At 47.2% G+C, this 19266-nt stretch carries 16 protein-coding genes; 4 read left to right on the top strand and 12 right to left on the bottom strand.

The window, feature by feature from the left end; genetic code table 11:
* Positions 1-143: 143 nt before the first annotated feature.
* Together PIL01S_RS07605 and PIL01S_RS07600 are read left to right on the top strand one after the other, a co-directional pair.
* Positions 144-1520: an amidase gene (locus PIL01S_RS07605; protein ID WP_127536993.1), complete on the top strand. Its 1377-nt coding sequence runs from the start codon at positions 144-146 to the stop codon at positions 1518-1520.
* 19 nt (positions 1521-1539) lie between these two features.
* Positions 1540-1926, top strand: coding sequence for a RidA family protein (locus PIL01S_RS07600; protein ID WP_127536992.1), 387 nt, complete (start codon positions 1540-1542; stop codon positions 1924-1926).
* Between the two features lie 148 nt (positions 1927-2074).
* On the opposite strand, the gene PIL01S_RS07595 is transcribed toward PIL01S_RS07600, so the two are convergent.
* The 7 genes from PIL01S_RS07595 to PIL01S_RS07565 form a co-directional block, all read right to left on the bottom strand.
* A complete protein-coding gene (locus tag PIL01S_RS07595) occupies positions 2075-2497 on the bottom strand; it encodes a DUF3237 family protein (RefSeq protein ID WP_127536991.1) in 423 nt (140 codons plus the stop codon).
* Between the two features lie 438 nt (positions 2498-2935).
* Entirely contained in the window at positions 2936-3586 is a 651-nt protein-coding gene (locus PIL01S_RS07590) for a hypothetical protein (protein WP_127536990.1), read from the bottom strand.
* A gap of 137 nt (positions 3587-3723) precedes the next feature.
* Positions 3724-5397 (bottom strand): glucuronoarabinoxylan endo-1,4-beta-xylanase XynC, encoded by a 1674-nt coding sequence (gene xynC / locus PIL01S_RS07585; RefSeq protein ID WP_127537209.1) that lies wholly within the window; start codon positions 5395-5397, stop codon positions 3724-3726.
* Positions 5398-5767: 370 nt separating this feature from the next.
* Positions 5768-7357, bottom strand: a complete 1590-nt coding sequence (locus PIL01S_RS07580) for a glycoside hydrolase family 43 protein (protein WP_127536989.1) — start codon at positions 7355-7357, stop codon at positions 5768-5770.
* Positions 7358-7415: 58 nt separating this feature from the next.
* The gene (locus tag PIL01S_RS07575) at positions 7416-9389 is read right to left on the bottom strand and encodes a YjhG/YagF family D-xylonate dehydratase (protein ID WP_127536988.1); all 1974 of its coding nucleotides are present in this window, start codon (positions 9387-9389) and stop codon (positions 7416-7418) included.
* 16 nt (positions 9390-9405) lie between these two features.
* Positions 9406-10872: an alpha-ketoglutaric semialdehyde dehydrogenase GucD gene (gene gucD / locus PIL01S_RS07570; RefSeq protein WP_127536987.1), complete on the bottom strand. Its 1467-nt coding sequence runs from the start codon at positions 10870-10872 to the stop codon at positions 9406-9408.
* A gap of 21 nt (positions 10873-10893) precedes the next feature.
* The gene (locus PIL01S_RS07565; RefSeq protein WP_127536986.1) at positions 10894-11769 is read right to left on the bottom strand and encodes a fumarylacetoacetate hydrolase family protein; all 876 of its coding nucleotides are present in this window, start codon (positions 11767-11769) and stop codon (positions 10894-10896) included.
* A 169-nt stretch (positions 11770-11938) separates the two neighbouring features.
* Between PIL01S_RS07565 and PIL01S_RS07560 the strand changes: the two genes are divergently transcribed.
* Positions 11939-12853 (top strand): helix-turn-helix domain-containing protein, encoded by a 915-nt coding sequence (locus tag PIL01S_RS07560; protein WP_127536985.1) that lies wholly within the window; start codon positions 11939-11941, stop codon positions 12851-12853.
* A gap of 86 nt (positions 12854-12939) precedes the next feature.
* On the opposite strand, the gene PIL01S_RS07555 is transcribed toward PIL01S_RS07560, so the two are convergent.
* Positions 12940-14361 (bottom strand): family 43 glycosylhydrolase, encoded by a 1422-nt coding sequence (locus PIL01S_RS07555; protein ID WP_127536984.1) that lies wholly within the window; start codon positions 14359-14361, stop codon positions 12940-12942.
* A gap of 109 nt (positions 14362-14470) precedes the next feature.
* On the opposite strand from PIL01S_RS07555, the gene PIL01S_RS07550 reads away from it, so the two are divergent.
* Positions 14471-15277 carry a helix-turn-helix transcriptional regulator gene (locus tag PIL01S_RS07550; RefSeq protein WP_127536983.1) on the top strand — a complete coding sequence of 269 codons (807 nt, stop codon included), beginning with the start codon at positions 14471-14473 and terminating at the stop codon, positions 15275-15277.
* Here the strand turns inward: PIL01S_RS07550 and PIL01S_RS07545 are convergent.
* From PIL01S_RS07545 to PIL01S_RS07530, 4 genes are all read right to left on the bottom strand, one after another.
* Positions 15267-16124, bottom strand: a complete 858-nt coding sequence (locus tag PIL01S_RS07545; RefSeq protein WP_218029805.1) for a carbohydrate ABC transporter permease — start codon at positions 16122-16124, stop codon at positions 15267-15269. The two genes, PIL01S_RS07550 and PIL01S_RS07545, sit on opposite strands and share 11 nt — an antisense overlap.
* A gap of 18 nt (positions 16125-16142) precedes the next feature.
* Entirely contained in the window at positions 16143-17036 is an 894-nt protein-coding gene (locus PIL01S_RS07540) for a carbohydrate ABC transporter permease (RefSeq protein ID WP_127536981.1), read from the bottom strand.
* A gap of 96 nt (positions 17037-17132) precedes the next feature.
* Positions 17133-18434, bottom strand: coding sequence for an ABC transporter substrate-binding protein (locus PIL01S_RS07535; RefSeq protein WP_127536980.1), 1302 nt, complete (start codon positions 18432-18434; stop codon positions 17133-17135).
* A 419-nt stretch (positions 18435-18853) separates the two neighbouring features.
* On the bottom strand, positions 18854-19258 hold the full coding sequence (locus PIL01S_RS07530; RefSeq protein ID WP_127536979.1) for a PucR family transcriptional regulator: 405 nt from the start codon (positions 19256-19258) through the stop codon (positions 18854-18856).
* Positions 19259-19266 lie beyond the last annotated feature (8 nt).

The following is a 19266-nucleotide window of genomic DNA, read 5'->3' as shown; positions in this document are numbered from 1 at the left end:
CGCACTGAAAACGCCAAATATGCGAATGGAGTTATTACGAGCGAGGAGCTTGCCCTTTTCACAGCAGACTTGAAATTGATTCGCAGCTTCAAGCTGCCTGAAGTAATAGGACCCAATTCCCCTTACAGGAGAGTGCCTCTGCGATGATTACGAAACCACTTAACGAACTGTCGATCACCGAAGCGGCCGAACTGATTAAGAACAAGATGATATCTCCTGTCGAGCTTACACAGTCCTATTTGAAACGGATTGAAGAGGTGGAGCCTGCTGTGCAAGCCTTTGTTACTATTACTGCTGAGCAAGCCTTGCAGGCCGCAAAAGAATCGGAGCACAAGCTGATGAGTGGCGATTATCTCGGTCCACTGCATGGCATCCCATACGGAGCCAAGGACATTATCCATACTGCTGGTATACGCACATCGGCTGGATCAAGCACTTATCCAGACTTCGTACCTGAGAACAACGCAACGGTGATTGATAAATTACAGACGGCTGGCGCTATCTTGCTCGGCAAGACCACAACGACAGAATATGCCTTTCAGGGGGGAGAACCGCCAACTCGCAATCCATGGAATGTGGAGCATACCCCGGGCGGTTCCAGCTCCGGCTCCGCCGCTGCAGTAGCAGCTGGCATGGCTTCCTTCACACTCGGAACCCAGACCTTCGGTTCCCTGCTTAGACCCGCATCTTACAACGGGTTAACCTGTATGAAACCCACATATGGCAGAGTTAGCCGCAATGGTGTCATAACAGCAAGTTGGAGCCTTGACCATGTGGGCGCCTTCACTCGATCGGCACAAGATAACGCAATTGTTCTTGAAGCCTTAGCCGGACAAGATGAGCTGGACCCCTTCTCGCTGCCTCACGGCAAGCCGGATTTAACAAGCACTCTTATGCATCCTATTTCAGGAATGGTTATCGGTTTGCCAAGCAGCTTTTTTCACACGGATGAACCGGCGATCATGGTAGCCATTGAGTCGGCAATAGCTGTACTTGAAAAGATAGGCATGCAAACGAAGAAGGTTGATCTGCCTCCTTATATGGAAGAAACTCTTGCTGCTCACCGAACGGTGATGCGGGCAGAAGCTGCCGCCTTTCATCAGGAACGCTTCGCAGAGGCCGCTGATCGTTACGGCCCTACGATGCGGGAGCAGCTTGAGCTCGGCTACCAGACGAGTGCCGTTGATTATTTGCAGGCACAGCGCATCCGAACGTTATTCCGCAGCGAGATGATGATGCTTTTCGATGAGGTCGATGTTCTATTAACGCCATCAACACCGTATGTGGCTCCCTATGGCTACAAGACAGGCAGTCCGATCTTTAACGGACCCTTTACCAATACCGGTCTACCGTCCATCACGGTTCCTATCGGATTTGATTCAACCTCCGGGAAGCACTTGCCTATCGGCATGCAGCTCTCTGGCCCACACATGAGAGAAGACCGTTTGTTGTCCATCGCTCATCATTATCAGCAAACTACAGAATGGCATCTCGCAACGCCAAGCCTAAACTCGCACTAGGAAAGGAATGATAGCTACGATGTCTACCATCATACACACAAGCGCAGCACCCCAATTCCCGCTCCCCTTCTCACACGCTGTCCGCGCAGGAGATTTTGTCTACGTCGCAGGTCAGGTAGGCGTAGATCCGCAGACGCTTGATCCAATCGGCGGCATTAAGGAGCAGACGGAACAGTGCATTCGTAATATTGAGGTTATTCTGCAAGAAGCTGGACTAACACTCGACCACATCATTAAGGCAACCACTCATCTGGCGCGAGTAGAAGATCAGGCCGAATACAACGAAGTATACAAGCGAATGATGAAAGAGCCCTATCCTGCCCGTATTACCGTATTCAGCGGATTAGGCCCTTACTTGATTGAGATGGAAGTGTTGGCGTATGCCCCTTCCGTGCGGGGAGAGTAGTACAACGCCTAGAGATGCCCCAAAAACTTCAAAATACAATTTAGGGAAACAAAAAAATAATGACGGATTCAAAAAGGGACCAAGCATTGTTCTAAGCTGCTTGGTCCCTTTCTCGATATACGAAAATTCAGTTTTGTGCTCATCCAAACTATACGTTTCTATAGATATGAATATCTATTCCTGTATTCGAAGGTATGCCTTCGCCCATTAGTTCATCATTGTTCAAATAGGACAGCGCTTGACTGTTCGTGATGATTTTAGGAGAGGTTCGAAACAATATATTCTCCAGTTTCTCATCGAACATTCCATTATTCTCGATATACATTTTACAAGCTTCCCCTGTATAATCCTTACCTTGAAGCATGTATCTTGCAGATAAGCTATGCCGACCGCCATTCGGGCCAATAATTTGAGTATCTACCCCTCCAGGAAGAATGTCACCTTCGAAATATTTTCCTGTGACATGGCCACCAAAAGAAATCATGACTACGGAGTCGCCATCATGATTATTGGAGAGATCCGTAGTTTCCCCTATCGCAACATGTACCGTAAATACTCTTTCCCATGCCATGAATTCACCTGCTCTTTAAGTATAGAGTCATCTACAATTTTATCGTTAACAGCATCTGTTGAACTGAAATAGTCCTTAAATGGCTGTTATAAATGCGTGAACATAACCTTATAACATATCTTCTTATATGAAGCATTAGATCACAAGCAAACTTCAATCTTCAATTTAATGCCACACAGCGGAAGGCACTGATTGCAATTCGATCTTACAGGGGAACCCAATTTCTTCAATTCAACATGATGTTATTCTTTTCCTCCAAATGATCACAAATTATAATTTCTGTTTCTCCACCATCTTGTAATAAACCCCCTTTTCTTCTTTTTTCAGCGGATAAATAATGTTTTCTAAAATAAACTTATTCTACAGCCGTCCCTTTTGGAGAATACTAGCTTACTTTCATAAAAGGTTTTAGAATCGGGTTAATGATCTCCTTTCTCGTTAGCTCAAAGACTCCGTAATAGAAATTAGCCAATCACGGCTGCTATCTTCAGCCACGACTTCATACTGTAATGCCTTGCCCCTAGTCGGTCCTACCTCTGCCCAAATCAATCTCTGTGATTCATTGTCTCCGATGTAAACGGCTTCGTTGGAACGAATGGTTAACTTCTCAATCGTTTGTTTCTCTATATCAGGTACCTGAATACGACTTTTTGTCGTTCCAAAAATCCGAAATTGAAATACCGTTTCATCTTTACGATATAATAAACTTACACCAACGAACGTATCATTTGGTTTGAGATCTCTCACAACGTCTTTGCCGGTTTCTGAACTCTCCATAGCCATTTCATCGATTTCTTCCTCTGTCAGATTGTCAAATCCATAATAAACCTGAATATCCATCACATTAGCATCAGCAGGAAGTACGGGCTCCCATGGTGATAGTTTTGCCATTAACTCTGTAACACCTCCGAGCCACTTCACCGCTCCGTAATTTGTTTGCTGACTGATTTTTTTATCAGCGGCAAGATATATCCCTTTTCCCATCCCAGGTTTTAATTGGCGAACAATGCGATCAATAGTATTCTCCTCTTGAGATGAATCGATATATACAATGGCTAACACTTCTCCCTCTTCATTCCTCATTTCCAAAGTCTACACTCTCCTTGTAAGGTAGTAAGCACGCAGCTTCAAAATCATGAGTAACCCCCATCCCAGGAACCGATTAGCGGTTCAAAAGCAGGACGGGGGCTTGGCTAATTATTCTCTACATTGTCATAACGGCACACTTATTGGACTGCAGTGACATTGATGTTATCAATATTTGGCCCTTCTGTACCGGTTGTGACCACTTTAATCGTATTGGTTCCCGCGTTCATGGGGACCTGAATGGTTTTTTCACTCCAGGTCGACCAGCTGCCTGTTGCCGGGAAAGGTTCGTTGCTGATGACTTTGGTTCCGTTAACGAAAATGTCGAGATTACGCGTTCCGCTTTCCTGGGCGTAACGAAATTTTACGTTTTTGGTACCTGTTATCGTGTTATTGATGGCATTCCATTGAATGGCCGAACCTGTATACGCATTAAAGTTCACGTATCCAGTCCCAGTGTATCCCGGGTAGAGAGTCTCGATAACGGCATCGGTAAGTGTAGTGCCCGTTTCCGCCTCGTACGTGGTTCCGCTGCCTGGAGTGACACTACCACCGGTAATGTTGGCTACAAACGTTGTTACGCTTTGGGCTGGCAGTTGTGCTGTAAAGGCTCCACCTGACACCGTAATCGGTGCTCCGCTTGCCAGGTTTCGGCTGCTATCCGTAACCCAAGAGGATACAGTGGAAGCGTTACCATTCTGTAGGACAAATTTTTGGCTTACAGCAGATGTGCCGCGATTAATCGCCACAATGACCGCCTTGTTATCACCTTTATAGGCTGAAACGAACGTATTGGTATCCGGATTTTTGGTTGCATCGACACGGTAATAGCCTGGTCGCACGAATTTGGAGAAGTGGGCCATATTATATCCACGTTTGCTAATGATTCCATCCTCATTCATTGGGCCATACTGTCTCCGAATGTACCACCATACATAAGCCTGGAAATCCCCTTCAACCATGGCATTATGCATATGGTAAGATACGTCCAATGCCTCAGGCCAACGGTCTGACGAGTTGTTATCGCTGTTCGGGTAATACACCTCGGTCATCCACAGTTCTTTGCCGGCTCCCTTTTGCTTAAAGAGCGGGTATGCGAAATCTTTGAACTGTGTCCCGTACGTATGTGCTCCCAGAATGTCCATATTGGCGAGTGCCTGAGGATCATTTAGAATCGGATCAGACATGTTTTTCAAATACTGGAACGATTCAGGTGCCATGACTTTGGTATTCTGAATGGATCCCGCATTCTCCTTCATGAAACGAAGGATCTCCTGCGGAGTCCACCAGGTCCATTCATGGGCATAATCCGGCTCATTTTGTACCGAAATGGCATACAGATCCACACCGTTATCTTTCATATATGTGACAAAGTCGTTCAGATGCTGCGCGTACGCGGCATATTTGTCGTATCTCAATCGTTTGGCGTTCGTATCCCCGTTGCGATTGAAGGTTTCGACCATGTCGCTTGGCGGATTCCAGGGAGAAGCGAATACAAGCGCGCCTTGCTCTATGGCTCTTTTGGCTGTAGCCACCTCCCTGTACCAGTTATTTCGATTTTCATCGACATAGATTCTCAGTATGGAAAAACCAAGCTGATTCGGTCCGTTGCCAAAGGCGGTTTCTCGCTGAGCTGCCGTCAAGTCGCCGATCCAGGCGGGATGATTAATGCCTCCAAACCCCTTAATGAGCTGTTTTTCGGAAGACAAATTAATGTTGGCATCACTTGCTGCTGATACGTGTGTTGGCGTTAACATTAGAGGTAGGGCTGTTAAACAGGCCAACAGAACATGAACCGATTTTTTTAAATTCATCTTAAATTTCAATATCTTCACCTTCCTCAAATTGTTGTAGATATGAAAGCGTATTCATAAATATCAACTTGTCCAGCATCGAATAGAAACTCATGTACCACTCCCTTTCAAATCAAAAACAAGTGCTAGATTTTATTTGTAAATCTTACTATATTATTCATTTAGCTAAAACCTGACAAATTATAGGTAATTTCTTGATTGCGCAAATAGCTGGTTTAGCAGTCAGATCAGCAGCTTGGCAGATGGCAAAGCTATAAAAAAAATGACCCCTGAAGAATACAGGAGTCATCTGTTAAGCACTTCACAACCTCAAGCTTGGTTTTTCAAACGTTTACTACAAAGGTCTTAATTCAGCATTGAATCGGTCCAATTATGTCGTTTCGTTGTTTGTTTTCTTATACAAAAAGTAATCAAAATCAGCATGCTGGCGGGTACCGCCAAGATCCTGCACACAGAGACCAATATAAGTTCCCGTAAATCGGATGTATTCCGGAGATTCATCGGACAGATGTGTGACATCCAACCATCCACCTGCAGGATACCAAGATGGGTCATCATCACATGCATAGTAAAAGCAGGCACGGTCATACTCATACGCCACCTTCAACCGAATCCGACTCACTGATTTCAAGGGAATATCCTCCAACAGTTCATCGTATATTCCGTATCTCGACTGAAGAATTCCCAAGCACGTTCCCTTCTCTTCATGAAAGGTGACCCGTAAATAGAGATAGTCTTTGGTATCGTAGTACAGAATTAGTCCTGCCATTTGCTGCGGATGGTCTGGCGCAAATTCCAGGCATGTTTCAGCTTCACACCTGAAATCCTGAAGCCTCCGGGCGACCATGCTTTGTCTATGTGTCGAGCTCATGGACTCCATCCCGCGCAAGCGCAAGTAACCTGGACGTTCCGTCAGGCTGAGCCAAGATGGATCGGGTGGGATACGAAGGGTATTCCAATCGTTCCGGAGCTCTGATTGATCGAAATGGTCCAATTCCGGTGCCGGTTCAAATGGAACCGACGAGATTTTCGGTGCAGGCACCGAAACCTCCGGATGCCGACCACCGTTTGAAAGCTTCAGCCAGCCTTCATCGCTCCACGTACACGGTTGAAGAGCAGTCTCACGTCCAAGAATGCAAAATTTCTCATGAACTGGCCTTCCGACCAGATGAGCCATATACCATTCACCCGTATGAGTTTCGACAAGACTGCCATGACCGGCCTTTTGCAGAGTCAATTCCGGCCTGCCGTATGAAGTAAGAATTGGATTCGCCGGATCAACTTCATAAGGACCTTGCAGGGAACGAGAGCGGGCAACCGTAACGGCATGTTCATAACCGGTACCGCCTTCAGCCGTAATCAAGTAATAATAGTCTTTGTATTTATATAGATGAGGCGCTTCTGTCAGCCCCAGTTCTGTTCCCTTAAAAATGTTAATGGCAGGTCCGATCAGCTTTTGGTCCTGAACAGAGTATTCCCGCAACACGATGCCTGCAAACCGATTTTTGCCCTTCCGATGATCCCAGATCATGTTAACCAGCCACTTGCGACCATCTTCATCGTGAAACAAGGAAGGATCGAAGCCGCTGCTGTTCAGAAAAACCGGTTCGGACCATGGCCCTTCGATATCTGTTGCTGTCACAAGGTAATTGTGAGTATCTTTGAAAGCCCCTACACGGCTTTTGACATCTGTGTAGATTAGGTAAAATACACCATTGTCAAAGCTAAGGCATGGCGCCCATACCCCTCCGGAATTAATGTTTCCTTCCATGTTCAGCTGAGTGCTGCGGGTCAGCGGAGAAGTTATCGGCCGCCAATGAATCAGGTCCCGGGAATGGTGAATTCGTACACCCGGGAACCATTCGAAGGTGGAAGTGGCGATATAATAATCTTCCCCCGCCCTGCATATGGACGGATCGGGATGGAAACCGGGAAGAATGGGGTTGGTAATCATATTCATTATAGAAGCAACCTCCGGTATTAAAATAATGGCAGATACAACAAATGATAAGAATGCATCACCATGCCAGCGCTTTTTTGCCGGCTTCCAGGGCAGTTATGATCCGGTCTACATCATATATATTCCCTCTCCATGTTCCGCCGCTGACAGCTTGCAGCGCAGCCCAAAGCCTGGTATCATCCGGCAAATTTTCATCAGGACGCATATCTGGATGAAAGGTCCTTTGAGCCAGAATGAAAGCTCCTTCTTCCGGCGAAAACTCCGTATCTCCTTCTCCAATGAAGTTCACGCTGCCCTCCAGCTTGCCCCGATCCACAACGATGTCAATCAAGTCGCCGTTTCGGAGTTTGCCAATGGGCCCTCCTGCCAGTGCTTCGGGCCCAACATGGCCAATACATGCTCCGGTTGAAACTCCCGAGAAGCGAGCATCGGTGATGAGCGAAACATACTTCCCAAAAGACAAATGCTTGAGCGCAGACGTAAGCTGGTACGTTTCCTCCATCCCGGTTCCTGAAGGTCCACGACCGAGCAGTACGACAACGTCGCCAGCCAGAACCCCGCCAGTCTTAATGGCACGGATTGCCTCGCGTTCAGTTGTAAATACCTTTGCCCGTCCACGATGCCGATACACGCCATGTTCATCCAGCACATCAGGATCAATGGATGTGGATTTGATGACAGAGCCTTCTGGCGCGATATTCCCGGTTGGAAAGGTCACAGTCGAAGAAATCCCAAGACGCTGCGAGCGCTCCAAGCTCATAATAACACTGTCCGGATCAATCCCGTCCTTCTCTTCCAATTGCTTGCGTATGACATGACGACGTTCTGACGATTCCCACCAATCCAGCACTTCACCCAGTGACGCACCTGTTACTGTAAGTACAGATTCATCCAGCAGGCCAAGCTGTCTAAGGTGAAGCATAACTTCGGGAACACCTCCGGCCTGAAAAACCCGTATGGTCGGATGGAAGATCGGTCCATTCGGCAGAGCACTAACCAGTCTTGGAACGTTTTTGTTCACCTGTATCCAGTCCTGTACCGTTGGCACAGTTAAACCCGCTGCATGAGCAGCAGCCGGGATGTGAAGAAGCAGGTTGGTAGATCCACCAAATGCGGCATGAACAGCCATGGCATTGCGAATGGAGGCATCTGTAACAATGTCTGCCATCTTGATCCCTTGGGACTCCATGTTGATCAGTGCACGCGAAGATTGGCGCGCCATCTCGAACCAGATGGGCTGCCCTGAAGGTGCCAGAGCGGCATGCGGCACCGTCATGCCCATTGCCTCTGCTACCACCTGGGCGGTTGCCGCGGTCCCTAGAAACTGACAGCCGCCGCCCGGTGTAGCGCAGGCCCTGCACCCTAGCTCCGATGCCATTTCAAGAGAGAGCTCCCCATTTGCGTACCTTGCACCGATGGTTTGAATTTTACCTGCATCCTCCCCATCCGTAGGCGGAAGCGTAACGCCGCCGGGAACAATAACTCCTGGCAGCTGCGGCATACCTGCAAGTGCAAGCATCATGGCGGGCAATCCCTTATCACAAGTTGCAACGCCGAGCACGCCTTTTCGCGTGGGCAGGGATCGAATCAATCTGCGGAATACCATCGCGGCATCGTTCCGGTACGGCAGTGAGTCGAACATGCCGGTTGTTCCTTGAGACCTGCCGTCGCAAGGATCGCTGACATAGCCAGCAAACGGGATTCCTCCGTGGCTCGATATTTCTTCTGCGGCAGCTTTCATCAGCAAGCCGACTTCCCAGTGTCCCGTATGGTAGCCAAGAGCTGCGGGACTGCCATCTTCATTCCGGATACCGCCCTGCGTACTTAAGATTAGGAACTGTTTTCCGTTCAATTCTCCAGGCTTCCAGCCCATTCCGACATTCTGGGACATGCCGAACAAGTCGCCGCTTGGAGCATTCCGCAGCAAATCATCGGTTAAAGGCAGACGTCCTGTTGCCCCTGGAGCATGCGCTATAATATCATAGCTGCTTGACTCCTTCTCCCCCATAATCGACATTATCTGTTCGTACATGGTAGCCTCCCACAGTTTATGACTTCACAAAGACTGTTTTGATCGCCGTAAAAAACTCGATGGCCGCTTGCCCCTGTTCTCTGGAATGCGAGCTTGACATCTTCATTCCACCGAACGGTGCCTGCAGTTCTACGCCGGCAGTTTCCGCATTAATTCTTACGAGTCCGGCATCCATATCCCGGATGAAGGACAGCATGGCCCCGACATTTTGTGTATAGATTGAAGCACTCAAACCATAATCGCTGTCATTTGCCAACGCGATGGCCTCTTCCAAGGAATCCACCGGAATCAAGGCCAGGACCGGGCCGAATATTTCTTCTCGGGCAATAGACATGTGCGATTCGACACCTTCAAATACCGTCGGCTGTACATAAAATCCTTCTGCGAGCTCAGGATTGTCCGGTCTTTTTCCTCCAGCGAGCAGTACGGCACCTTCATCCTGTCCTTTTTGAATGTAACCAAGCACGGTACTCAGCTGGCTTTCACTCGCACATGGACCCATCCAGCTTCCGGAAGACATCCCGTCACCCAGACGGATTTCCTGGATTTGGGACAGGAGTTTTTCTTTAAAGGCATCATATACTTTTCGTTCAATAATGACCTTGCTGGTGGCCGTGCATTTTTGGCCAGTTGATTTCAAGCCGCCGCTGATCGTGGCCTCAACAGCCAAATCCAAATCAGCGTCTGCCGCGATGATAATCGGGTTTTTGCCACCCATTTCAAGCTGGTACTTGGCTCCACGAGCAAGTGCTGCGGCGCCGACCCGCTTCCCGACTTCATTGGAGCCTGTAAACGTTATTCCGTTTACATCAGGGTGCTCAGCAAGTGCGGAGCCGATCACCGAGCCTTTTCCGCTCACGAGATTGAGAACACCAGCCGGGATGCCGGCTTCCTCAAAGCATTCCAAAACCTTGGCTGCCGTAACCGCCGTTTCCTGAGCTGGCTTCAATACAACGGTGTTGCCATAGATCAAAGCCGGTGCCGTTTTCCAGATGGGAATAGCCACCGGGAAGTTCCAAGGTGCAATGACACCTACGACGCCAAGCGGCACACGGGTCGTGAACATTAGTGCCTCCCTATCGGTTGAGGGAATCACATCACCCGTTTTTCGCATGCCTTCCCCTGCGTAATATCTCAAAATGGCGACGCCGCGCATCGTTTCTCCCTTGGCTTCCGGGAATGTCTTCCCCATTTCTCTGGTCATGGCTTCCGCCACCTCGTCGGCCCGGCGCTCCAGCACATTGGCAGCTTGAAAAAGATAATTCCCCCGTTCCGCACCCGTTAAGTTCCGCCAGGCCTTCGCAGCTTCTTTTGCCGCTGCGACTGCATGGTTCAGGTCCTCTACACCCGAGGCTGGCACATAACCCACGATTTCTTTTCGATTCGCCGGATTAATGCTCGGTTCCGTCAATCCGGACGTTGGTTTTACCCATTCCCCGTTAATAAAATTGTTATAGGTCTGCCCTAACTGAAATGCGCTCATCGCATTCATCCTCCTTCTAAACTAGTTTGAAATGACAGGATTGATCAGTGTCCCGATATCACTTATGGATATTTCAATGCGGTCTCCTGGTTCAAGGGTGAAATCATTCGGAGGCACGATGCTAGTGCCTGTCAAAAGTACCGTACCATCATACAAATCGTTATCCCTTGCCAAAAAGGAAACCAGTTCATCCAGCTTGCGGTTCAATTCACTCGTACTCGCTTCACTTTTAACAACCATTGATTCATCCCGATAGATCTGGCAGACAATGCTGAATTCATAGGGATTCTTGACCGTTTCCGCTAATCGAATAGCTGGACCTATGGAACAGGAATTGCGCCATATTTTGGCTTGTGGCAGATACAACGGGTTTTCCCCCTCGATATCGCGGCAGCTCATGTCATTCCCGGCGATGTATCCCACAATGCTGCCATCCGCGGCAAGCACCAGTCCGAGCTCAGGCTCCGGGATCTGCCAAGTAGAATCGCTGCGCAGCGTGACAGCCTCATTCGGCCCGACAGTCCGGGCTGCAGTGGATTTAAAGAAGATCTCCGGTCTCTCTGCGTCATAGACCTTATCGTAGAAAGTTTCCGCATCCAACTTTCCATCCGTAGCTTCATAATTCCGCGCTTCCCGGCTCCGCTGATATGTCACACCTGCTGCCCACACTTCCGGTGCATCTACTGGTGTGATCAGGTGCAGAGAAGTCCAATCGTCGGTCAGCTTGTTTACCGGTTTAAGAGCGCTTTCAATCCATTGAACCGGAGTAACGCCCTTCTCCCTCGCCTGATAGATTAAAGTCATAAAATCTGCTTGCGGCAAACGATACGCTTGTTCATCATCCGTAACGGCTGCCAACCACTTCTGTTGTCCATCCAAAAATCGAATAATTCTCATTCCAGCTTGCCCCCTATCTCCCTACCGGGTTGATAACATTACCATAGCACCAGCGATGTTTCATGACGATGTACTTATCACTCCGACGACTTACCCTTTTCACGCATTATTTTTCTGTTAAAATAAATCTATTCGTATTTGGAATACAGAGCGTTACGAGGAGGTAGCTGTGACCAAACTTTCAAAAGCCGTATATTTAGGCCGTCTGCCCGATGTTCGCATGTCTTTTCAATTGCTCGGACTGCATGCAAGACAAGTAGATTCCAACTGGACGTATCCGTCTCATGAGCATTCCATGTATGAAATTCACTGGATGTTGGACGGCGAGATGAACATGGTGGTCAACGGTCAGTCGTACAGTCAATCGATTGGAGACCTTCTGTTTATCCGTCCGGGTATGACTCACTCCTGCACAGGTGCCGGACCGCAGGGTTTCACATACTTTTCCGTTCATTTCAGCGTACACGATACCTCCTTCTGCAGAGAACTCAACCGCTGCAAGGACATTTATTATCCGGCAGATTCGAGCCTGGCTTCAGGACTGTCCTCTTCACTGTGTACCTTGTATGATCTGGCCACAGAACACTTATCCATGCCGTTGTCTTCCTCCAAACAGATGAAAGTCCATGCCGCCGTATTCGAACTTCTCGGCTCCCTGGTTGGCCAATTATCTCAGAACGCATCCGTTACCTTATCGAGAAAAGAAACCATCGCCCACCAAATTGCCGAGCACATTGAGGACTCCGTAAGATATATCCATCTTCATGGTGACGTTCGGGAGAGCGAACGAACCTGGATCCAAGACATCGCGAGGTCGCTGAACATTAGCCCTTCACAGATCAACCGGATCTTTCGGGAGGTATATGGTACAGCCCCGCGCAAGTTTTTATCAGAAACCCTTCTGAACGAAGCCCAGCGGCTGTTAAAACAAACAGACCTGAACATTGACCATATTGCGATGATGCTTGGATACAAGACCAATGCGCATTTCAGCCGTCAGTTCAAGCGATGGACGGGCATCACGCCAAGCGAATTTCGCATCCATTCCCAACGGACTGCTGCAGCGGAGCATCTCGGTGATTGAAATACTTTTCCACATGAAATAAGCAGCTGCCGGGTTACCAGCAGCTGCTTTACTTTGTCTTAATAGTGTTTCTATCTGTGTAGCCGTTATTCTAATGTAAAAGAAGACAGGCTAGCGCCTCCTGCTCCCCTGTAAGTCAAATACAAAGCCTGCCTGCCGTCTGGAACGGTAATGTCAGCCGTATATTTTTTCCATTCATTTGTAAAATGTACCGGAATCGTTCCCAGTACAGGACCGTCCCATGCGGTTTTAATCTCAAATTCTCCATTGCAATATCCTCGGACCTTCACCGTGACCTGGCGAATCCCATCACAATTGAAATATTTAAAACCTGCTGTGGCTGAATCCACCATATTGGCAATATATCCGACCTCTTCATCACCGTCTCGCCCATCCTGGGTAATCTTCGGAAAGCGGCTGTCCAGCCAAGCACCTCCTCCAAAACCACCGGTATACATTTGATCATCTTTTGCAAAAAGATTACATGCAAGGTATGCGGGATATTCCCCTTTTCCTACAAGAGGGCCCCCATTCACGCCGCAGGACGTCATTTCTACCTGAGATATCATTCCATGCTCGTCAAAAGAGATGCGTTCAATGCAGCCCTGACGGTTGAATGCATCCCCATTGGTATGGCGGTGATAGAAAATGTACCAGTCTCCATGGATTTCAACAATACTGCCGTGATTGTTCCCGCCATAATACATTGGCTTGTCAGCTGGTTTATAGGAGTCAATATGTAGATCGCAGTTGCTTATGATAACACCCTGATATTCAAACCCTTCGTTAGGAAATTTGCTGGTAGCATAACATAATTCATGCATGACAATGGAGGAGTAAACCAAGTAGTAGGTATCCCCTCTTTTCCGGATGGAAGGAGCCTCGAAAAACTCATGTCCTTCGAATCCGCTGCCTTCGCTGTATGGCTGACTCGGCGCTATGAATACGGGCTCTTCCACAATCGTGAGCATGTCGGGACCAAGCACCGTTGCCATCGCACCGTGTCTTGATCGGTCTCCGGGCGCACAGAATCCAGTATATAGATACGTACGCTCTCCTTCGGTCAGCACGCCTGGATCGAATTGGGGCTCGTCCCCTTCCCTTTCCCCCAGTCGAGTGCCATCCGAATATTTCACGTATCCGTAGAATTCATATTTGCCTGCTGGTGTATCGCATACAGCCACAGAAACAACCGGCACTTTATCCAACACATAATAAAGATAATATCGTCCGTCAGCACCAAGCGTAACGTCTGGGGCGTAAAGGCACATACTGCCGCCCGGATTAAGCGGATCATCTGCCTTTTGGTAGATTACACCTTCATTGCGCCAATTCCCGAGGTCATCCACAGGTGCTGACCAACAGACGTAGTCGTTTAGACAAAAGACATGTCCGTTAAACCGGTCATGCGAACCGTACACATAAACTCTATCCTCAAATACATAAGGCTCACTATCAGGGACGTACTCCCAGGATGGAAGATATGGATTGAACCCCTGTTTTTTCATAAAAGCTACACTCCTCGTCAGCGTAATTAAGCAATATGAATCGAAAATGAATTCGGTATAATAGAAAAATAGTCCGTCTGATAAACTTACATGATATAGGTGAAAATCAATGACAAATATATTTTACGTAGAATATGACGCAGCACATCATAGCAATTTTGTTTTTGATATTCCCCAGGGACATCCCTGCTGGCTTCTGGTCATTACGCAGACTCCCGCTCAGTTCTGGGTAGATGGAAAACTCAAGGAATACCCTCCTCATTGTGCTGTTCTTTTCGAGCCCCATCAAAAAATATACTACCGGGCTTCCGCAGGGAAATATATTAATGACTGGATCCGCTTTGCAAGCGATGAACCTTACGTAACCGAAACCTCGCTTCCCTATGGCAAGCCTTTTCCTTTGGATGATCCTGAATATTGTCACAAGCTGTTCCAGCTGCTCGTCGTAGAGAATTCATTCAATAAGGACTACAGAGAATCGTCCATTGATTGCCTGCTCCGAACCCTGTTCAACAAGCTGCTGGAGTCTTACTTTCAAGAGGAAATTAGTCCTCAGCACTACAATCTTTTAAAACTTCGGGCGGCCATTCATAACAATCCAAGCCACCCCTGGACCATATCGGAAATGGCTAAAATTATTAGCATCAGTCCAGGATATCTGCAGTTGATTTACAAAAAATTGTTTGGCCTCTCGTGTATGGATGATGTTATTCATAGCCGGATTCGCTTAGCCAAAGAATATCTAAGACATGATCAGTATACGGTTGCGGAGATTGCGGATCGGTGCGGTTACCGCAATGTGGAGCATTTTTGTAGACAGTTCAAACAAATGACCGGTTCATCACCCAAGAAATTCCACAAACGCACGAGTAACTTAACTCCCGGCCCTGCAAATTCCGAAAAGGTCATCCTTTGATTCCGGTCATTGTAATCCCCTGAATAAAATATCTCTGTCCGATGAAGAAGAGGATTAGCACAGGAATAACGGTAATTAAAGAAACAGCCATCAGCATCTGTATTTGCGAGGAGCCAAAAGAATTTTGGAAGAACTGCAAACCGATAGCGAGTGTGAAATTCTGATCGCTGTTCAAATAGATCAGCGGAGACATGTAATCATTCCAGTGAAAGGTAATCGACATGAGACCGACCGTAATCAAAGCCGGTTTGATTGCAGGCAGCAGTATTTTGTAATAAATCTGGAATGCATTGGCACCGTCGATATATGCGGCTTCATCCAAATCTTTCGGAATGGTTTTGAAGAATTGTCGCAGCAGGAAAATGTTAAAAGCGCCTCCCCCAAAAAAGGATGGAACAATAAGAGGCATCAAGGTATCGAGCCAACCAAGCTTGGTGAACAAGAGGTAAGTAGGAACGAGAGTGACCTGACTGGGGAGCATCATGGTCGCAAGCACGATCGTAAATAACAATCCGCTGTATCGAGATTTAAACCGTGCAAAGCCATAGGCTACAAATGAAGCGGAAAGAACCGTTCCAATCGTCGCAAGTCCTGTTACGATTAAGGTATTCCATGTATAACGGGTGAAATCCGCATATTGCCAGCCCTGAATGAAGTTATCCCAAGTGAACGTTTCCGGGATGATTTTGGGAGGCAGCGTATAGGCTTCCGAAGGAATTTTAAAGGCGGTTGAAAGCATCCATATAAACGGAAAGATAAACACGACTGCTATGATCGTCAATATCACATAACTCAGACTGACTTTAATCCGGCTGCTGGTTTTTTTACTTTTGTAATAAGCCTCCATGGTTGCACCTCCCAAATTTTAGTTATCGTAATAAACCCAGTGTCGGGAAGTCCGGTTTACGATTAGCGTGATGATCATAATAACGACGAACAATAACCAGGCCAGAGTTGACGCATAACCCATCTCGTTGTATTTAAATCCGCTGTTATAGATATGCATCATGTACGTGTAGGTGGAGTAGCTGGGGCCACCCTCGGTCAGAATGTAAGGCTGCATAAAGATTTGGAAACCACCAATGATCCCCATAACCAGATTAAAATAAAGCGTTGGCGTGATCAGGGGCAGGGTAATCTGCGTAATTTTGACTAAACTGCTTGCTCCATCAATCTCAGCGCTCTCATATAAGGCTTCCGGAATATCCTGCAGCCCCGCCAGTGTAATGATGATGGAATTCCCGATGGTCCAGATCCCCATAATAATAATCGCCGGCATGGCCCATTTCGTATCGCTTAACCAGTTAGGACCGGTAATACCGAATAGAGAAAGGAAATAATTGATAAAGCCAAACTGGGCATTAAAAATCCAGCCCCATAGCAAGGTAACCGCAACCCCTGATGTGATATACGGGATATAGAAGCTGGTTCTGAAAAAACCAACTCCCTTTATTTTTTGATTGAGCAGAAGAGCAATCAGAAACGACATGAGTAAACTGGCCGGAACAGAAACCAACACAAAATATAATGTGTTTAGCAAGGAACGATAAAATAGTGGATCCTGTGTAAAGGCCCTGACGATATTATCTAAGCCGACAAATTGGCCTGAGCCGGTCATATCCATATCGGTGAAAACCAAAAAGATAGAATAACCCATTGGATATAAGGTGAATATTAGAAAACCTAAAAGCCATGGCGAGATAAAAAGGAAGAATTGTTTCTCCTCCCTGTTTTCAATGCGGTTGTTTCGCGCCTTCATTCTTTCGCCTCCAAAGCTGCCTCCTATTGAGACCGGATTAGGATAGAAGGGGGAAGATCGCTCCCCCCTCGTTGTAACCGGGTGTTCATTATTCGTTTATTTACTTTGATGAATGGAGTCGAGAGCGGACTGAATTTGGGATGTATAGGCTTTCGCCGCTTCCTCAGCGGATTTTCCTTGAACAGTGACCTGCTGCCAGGTTTGCTCATAGAGGTCCCCCGCCTTTGCAATGGAGCCACCCCACGGGAAAGTTATGGCATCCTGCAACCCTGTTACGAAATCCACCATGGAGATATCTGTGCCTTCAATTTTCAAGTTGGCAAAAGTACTATCCGCCGATTCTTTTGCCGCAGGAAGATTTACCTTACTGTACAGATCTCCGACCTCTTTATTCAGAGAGACGGTTTTAATATAAGCCCACGCAGCTTCCTTATTTTTTGAATCCTTGTTCATGGCGAAGCCTGTCTGGAATTTAATGTTGACGGTTTTACCGGATGGATCTTTTGGAGGCATCACGATACCCCATTGAAAATTGGAACCGATATTTTTGGCAATCGTCGAAGCTTCAAACACACCTAACGGATACATCGCAGCTCTACCTGCAGCGAACATTTGGTCCATAGGCATGCTTTTGGCGGCCGCATCATCTGGCATTGCTTTTGCTTTCACTAGGTCTCCGAACAACTGGTATCCCTTCAGAGTATTGGGATCATCCAGAGTCTGTTTGCTCCAATCCTCGTTATATGGCATCCCGCCGTATATAAAAGGTGCAAAACTTTGCAAGATCCAGTGGGACACAATGCCATAGACCCGGTTGGCACCTTCACCCGAGGAGACCTGTTTGGCTGTTGCCGAAAAATCATCCCAAGTCCAGTCATTCGTTGGGTACGGGAGCCCCGCCTTGTCAAAAATGTCTTTATTATAAGCAATCATAAAATCCGAAGCGGTTGTTGGCATGCCTTCGCGTTTTCCGTCCGCATCGACATATCCCCCATCAACTCCCTGTGTTAACAATGCCTCGAGGTCCAGTTGATCCTTCTCAATATAAGGGTTTAAATCTTCGAACCATTTGGATCTCAACCCTTTCCAGTCTGGAGACATCATGATCACATCACCGGCATTTCCAGCAGCCAGAGCTGCATCCAGCTTGACATCAATGTTATCTGCCGGGAGCCAAACTTCATGTACCTTCACTTTTGGATACAATTTTTTGAAAATTTTGGTTGCTTCCTTTCGAGACTGGAGTTCCTCGCCGCCGCCCCACCCAAATACGGTAAGGTCACCGGAAATTTCTCCATTACCCGATGAATTCCCCTCTGCTTGATCACTGTTTGCTGAGCAGGCGGTGATCACTGTCACGAATATTCCGATAAGCAGAATGATTGCAAATTTTCTCATAGTTATCCTCCCTTTTATACTTAGGCGAGCGACTGGTGTCGTAACCCGATGAATGAATTTGGATTCTCAAGTGGCAATCGAATAAAAAGGAAATACTAATCTATCCTCATGTAACATCAAGGATCTACAACCTTTCAAACCTGAATTTGTCATTACATTGCAAGGTGAAATGACAGTTAGCGCATATTAAAACACCACTCTTTCTGACTTGTTAGCGTTTCCATCGTTATTTAAAAGTAAGGTTTCTTCGTGCATGATACAATGACATATCCTTAAGAATTATTGATGAATAATCATATTCTGAATTTGAAATCCAGCGATTCAATTCAATGAATGCCAAAAAAGACGACTCTGATCTCCGCTGTTCAAAACGGTTAGAGTCGCCCTTTTCTCTTTCTATTCTTTCACCTTTTTTGGAATTATGATGTGCGATAACAGCTTCGATAGTCCTGAGTAAGAAGGCTATTGGCAGACGCATTGGCCTTTTCTGCATCAAGCAGGCGGCGGAACAGGAACACCAGATTTAGCAGCAACAGGTTTTCGGTTTCTTTAAGCGGAATACCAATGAGCCGTTCCAACTTCTCCAGTCGGTAAGCCGCTGTATTGCGGTGAATGTACAACCTGGAGGACATTTCATTGATGTGGCCATTACAAATTGCGTACGTTTCCAGTGTCTGTAGAAGCTCAGGATCATAGCCTTCTACTGTAAGCAGGCTGCCAATATAGCGGTCGACATATTGTTGCATTTGCTCTCGCGGAATGTCTTGAACCAATCGGTGAAGATCTTCCTGAACGGCAGACAATCTACCAGCTTTTGCGGTCATTGCTTTCC

It is taken from the genome of Paenibacillus illinoisensis NBRC 15959 (assembly GCF_004000925.1).
Lineage (GTDB): Bacteria > Bacillota > Bacilli > Paenibacillales > Paenibacillaceae > Paenibacillus > Paenibacillus illinoisensis.
This window is presented reverse-complemented; position numbering and strand designations above follow the sequence as displayed.

What these genes read in the sequence shown, in the direction of transcription:
- PIL01S_RS07555 (WP_127536984.1), bottom strand. Translation starts at nt 14,361, where the DNA reads ATGAAAAAACAGGGGTTCAATCCATATCTTCCATCCTGGGAGTACGTC.
- PIL01S_RS07535 (WP_127536980.1), bottom strand. Translation starts at nt 18,434, where the DNA reads ATGAGAAAATTTGCAATCATTCTGCTTATCGGAATATTCGTGACAGTG.
- gucD (WP_127536987.1), bottom strand. Translation starts at nt 10,872, where the DNA reads ATGAGCGCATTTCAGTTAGGGCAGACCTATAACAATTTTATTAACGGG.
- PIL01S_RS07595 (WP_127536991.1), bottom strand. Translation starts at nt 2,497, where the DNA reads ATGGCATGGGAAAGAGTATTTACGGTACATGTTGCGATAGGGGAAACT.
- PIL01S_RS07550 (WP_127536983.1), top strand. Translation starts at nt 14,471, where the DNA reads ATGACAAATATATTTTACGTAGAATATGACGCAGCACATCATAGCAAT.
- xynC (WP_127537209.1), bottom strand. Translation starts at nt 5,397, where the DNA reads ATGAATTTAAAAAAATCGGTTCATGTTCTGTTGGCCTGTTTAACAGCC.
- PIL01S_RS07565 (WP_127536986.1), bottom strand. Translation starts at nt 11,769, where the DNA reads ATGAGAATTATTCGATTTTTGGATGGACAACAGAAGTGGTTGGCAGCC.
- PIL01S_RS07600 (WP_127536992.1), top strand. Translation starts at nt 1,540, where the DNA reads ATGTCTACCATCATACACACAAGCGCAGCACCCCAATTCCCGCTCCCC.
- PIL01S_RS07530 (WP_127536979.1), bottom strand. Translation starts at nt 19,258, where the DNA reads ATGACCGCAAAAGCTGGTAGATTGTCTGCCGTTCAGGAAGATCTTCAC.
- PIL01S_RS07540 (WP_127536981.1), bottom strand. Translation starts at nt 17,036, where the DNA reads ATGAAGGCGCGAAACAACCGCATTGAAAACAGGGAGGAGAAACAATTC.
- PIL01S_RS07575 (WP_127536988.1), bottom strand. Translation starts at nt 9,389, where the DNA reads ATGTACGAACAGATAATGTCGATTATGGGGGAGAAGGAGTCAAGCAGC.
- PIL01S_RS07580 (WP_127536989.1), bottom strand. Translation starts at nt 7,357, where the DNA reads ATGAATATGATTACCAACCCCATTCTTCCCGGTTTCCATCCCGATCCG.
- PIL01S_RS07545 (WP_218029805.1), bottom strand. Translation starts at nt 16,124, where the DNA reads ATGGAGGCTTATTACAAAAGTAAAAAAACCAGCAGCCGGATTAAAGTC.
- PIL01S_RS07605 (WP_127536993.1), top strand. Translation starts at nt 144, where the DNA reads ATGATTACGAAACCACTTAACGAACTGTCGATCACCGAAGCGGCCGAA.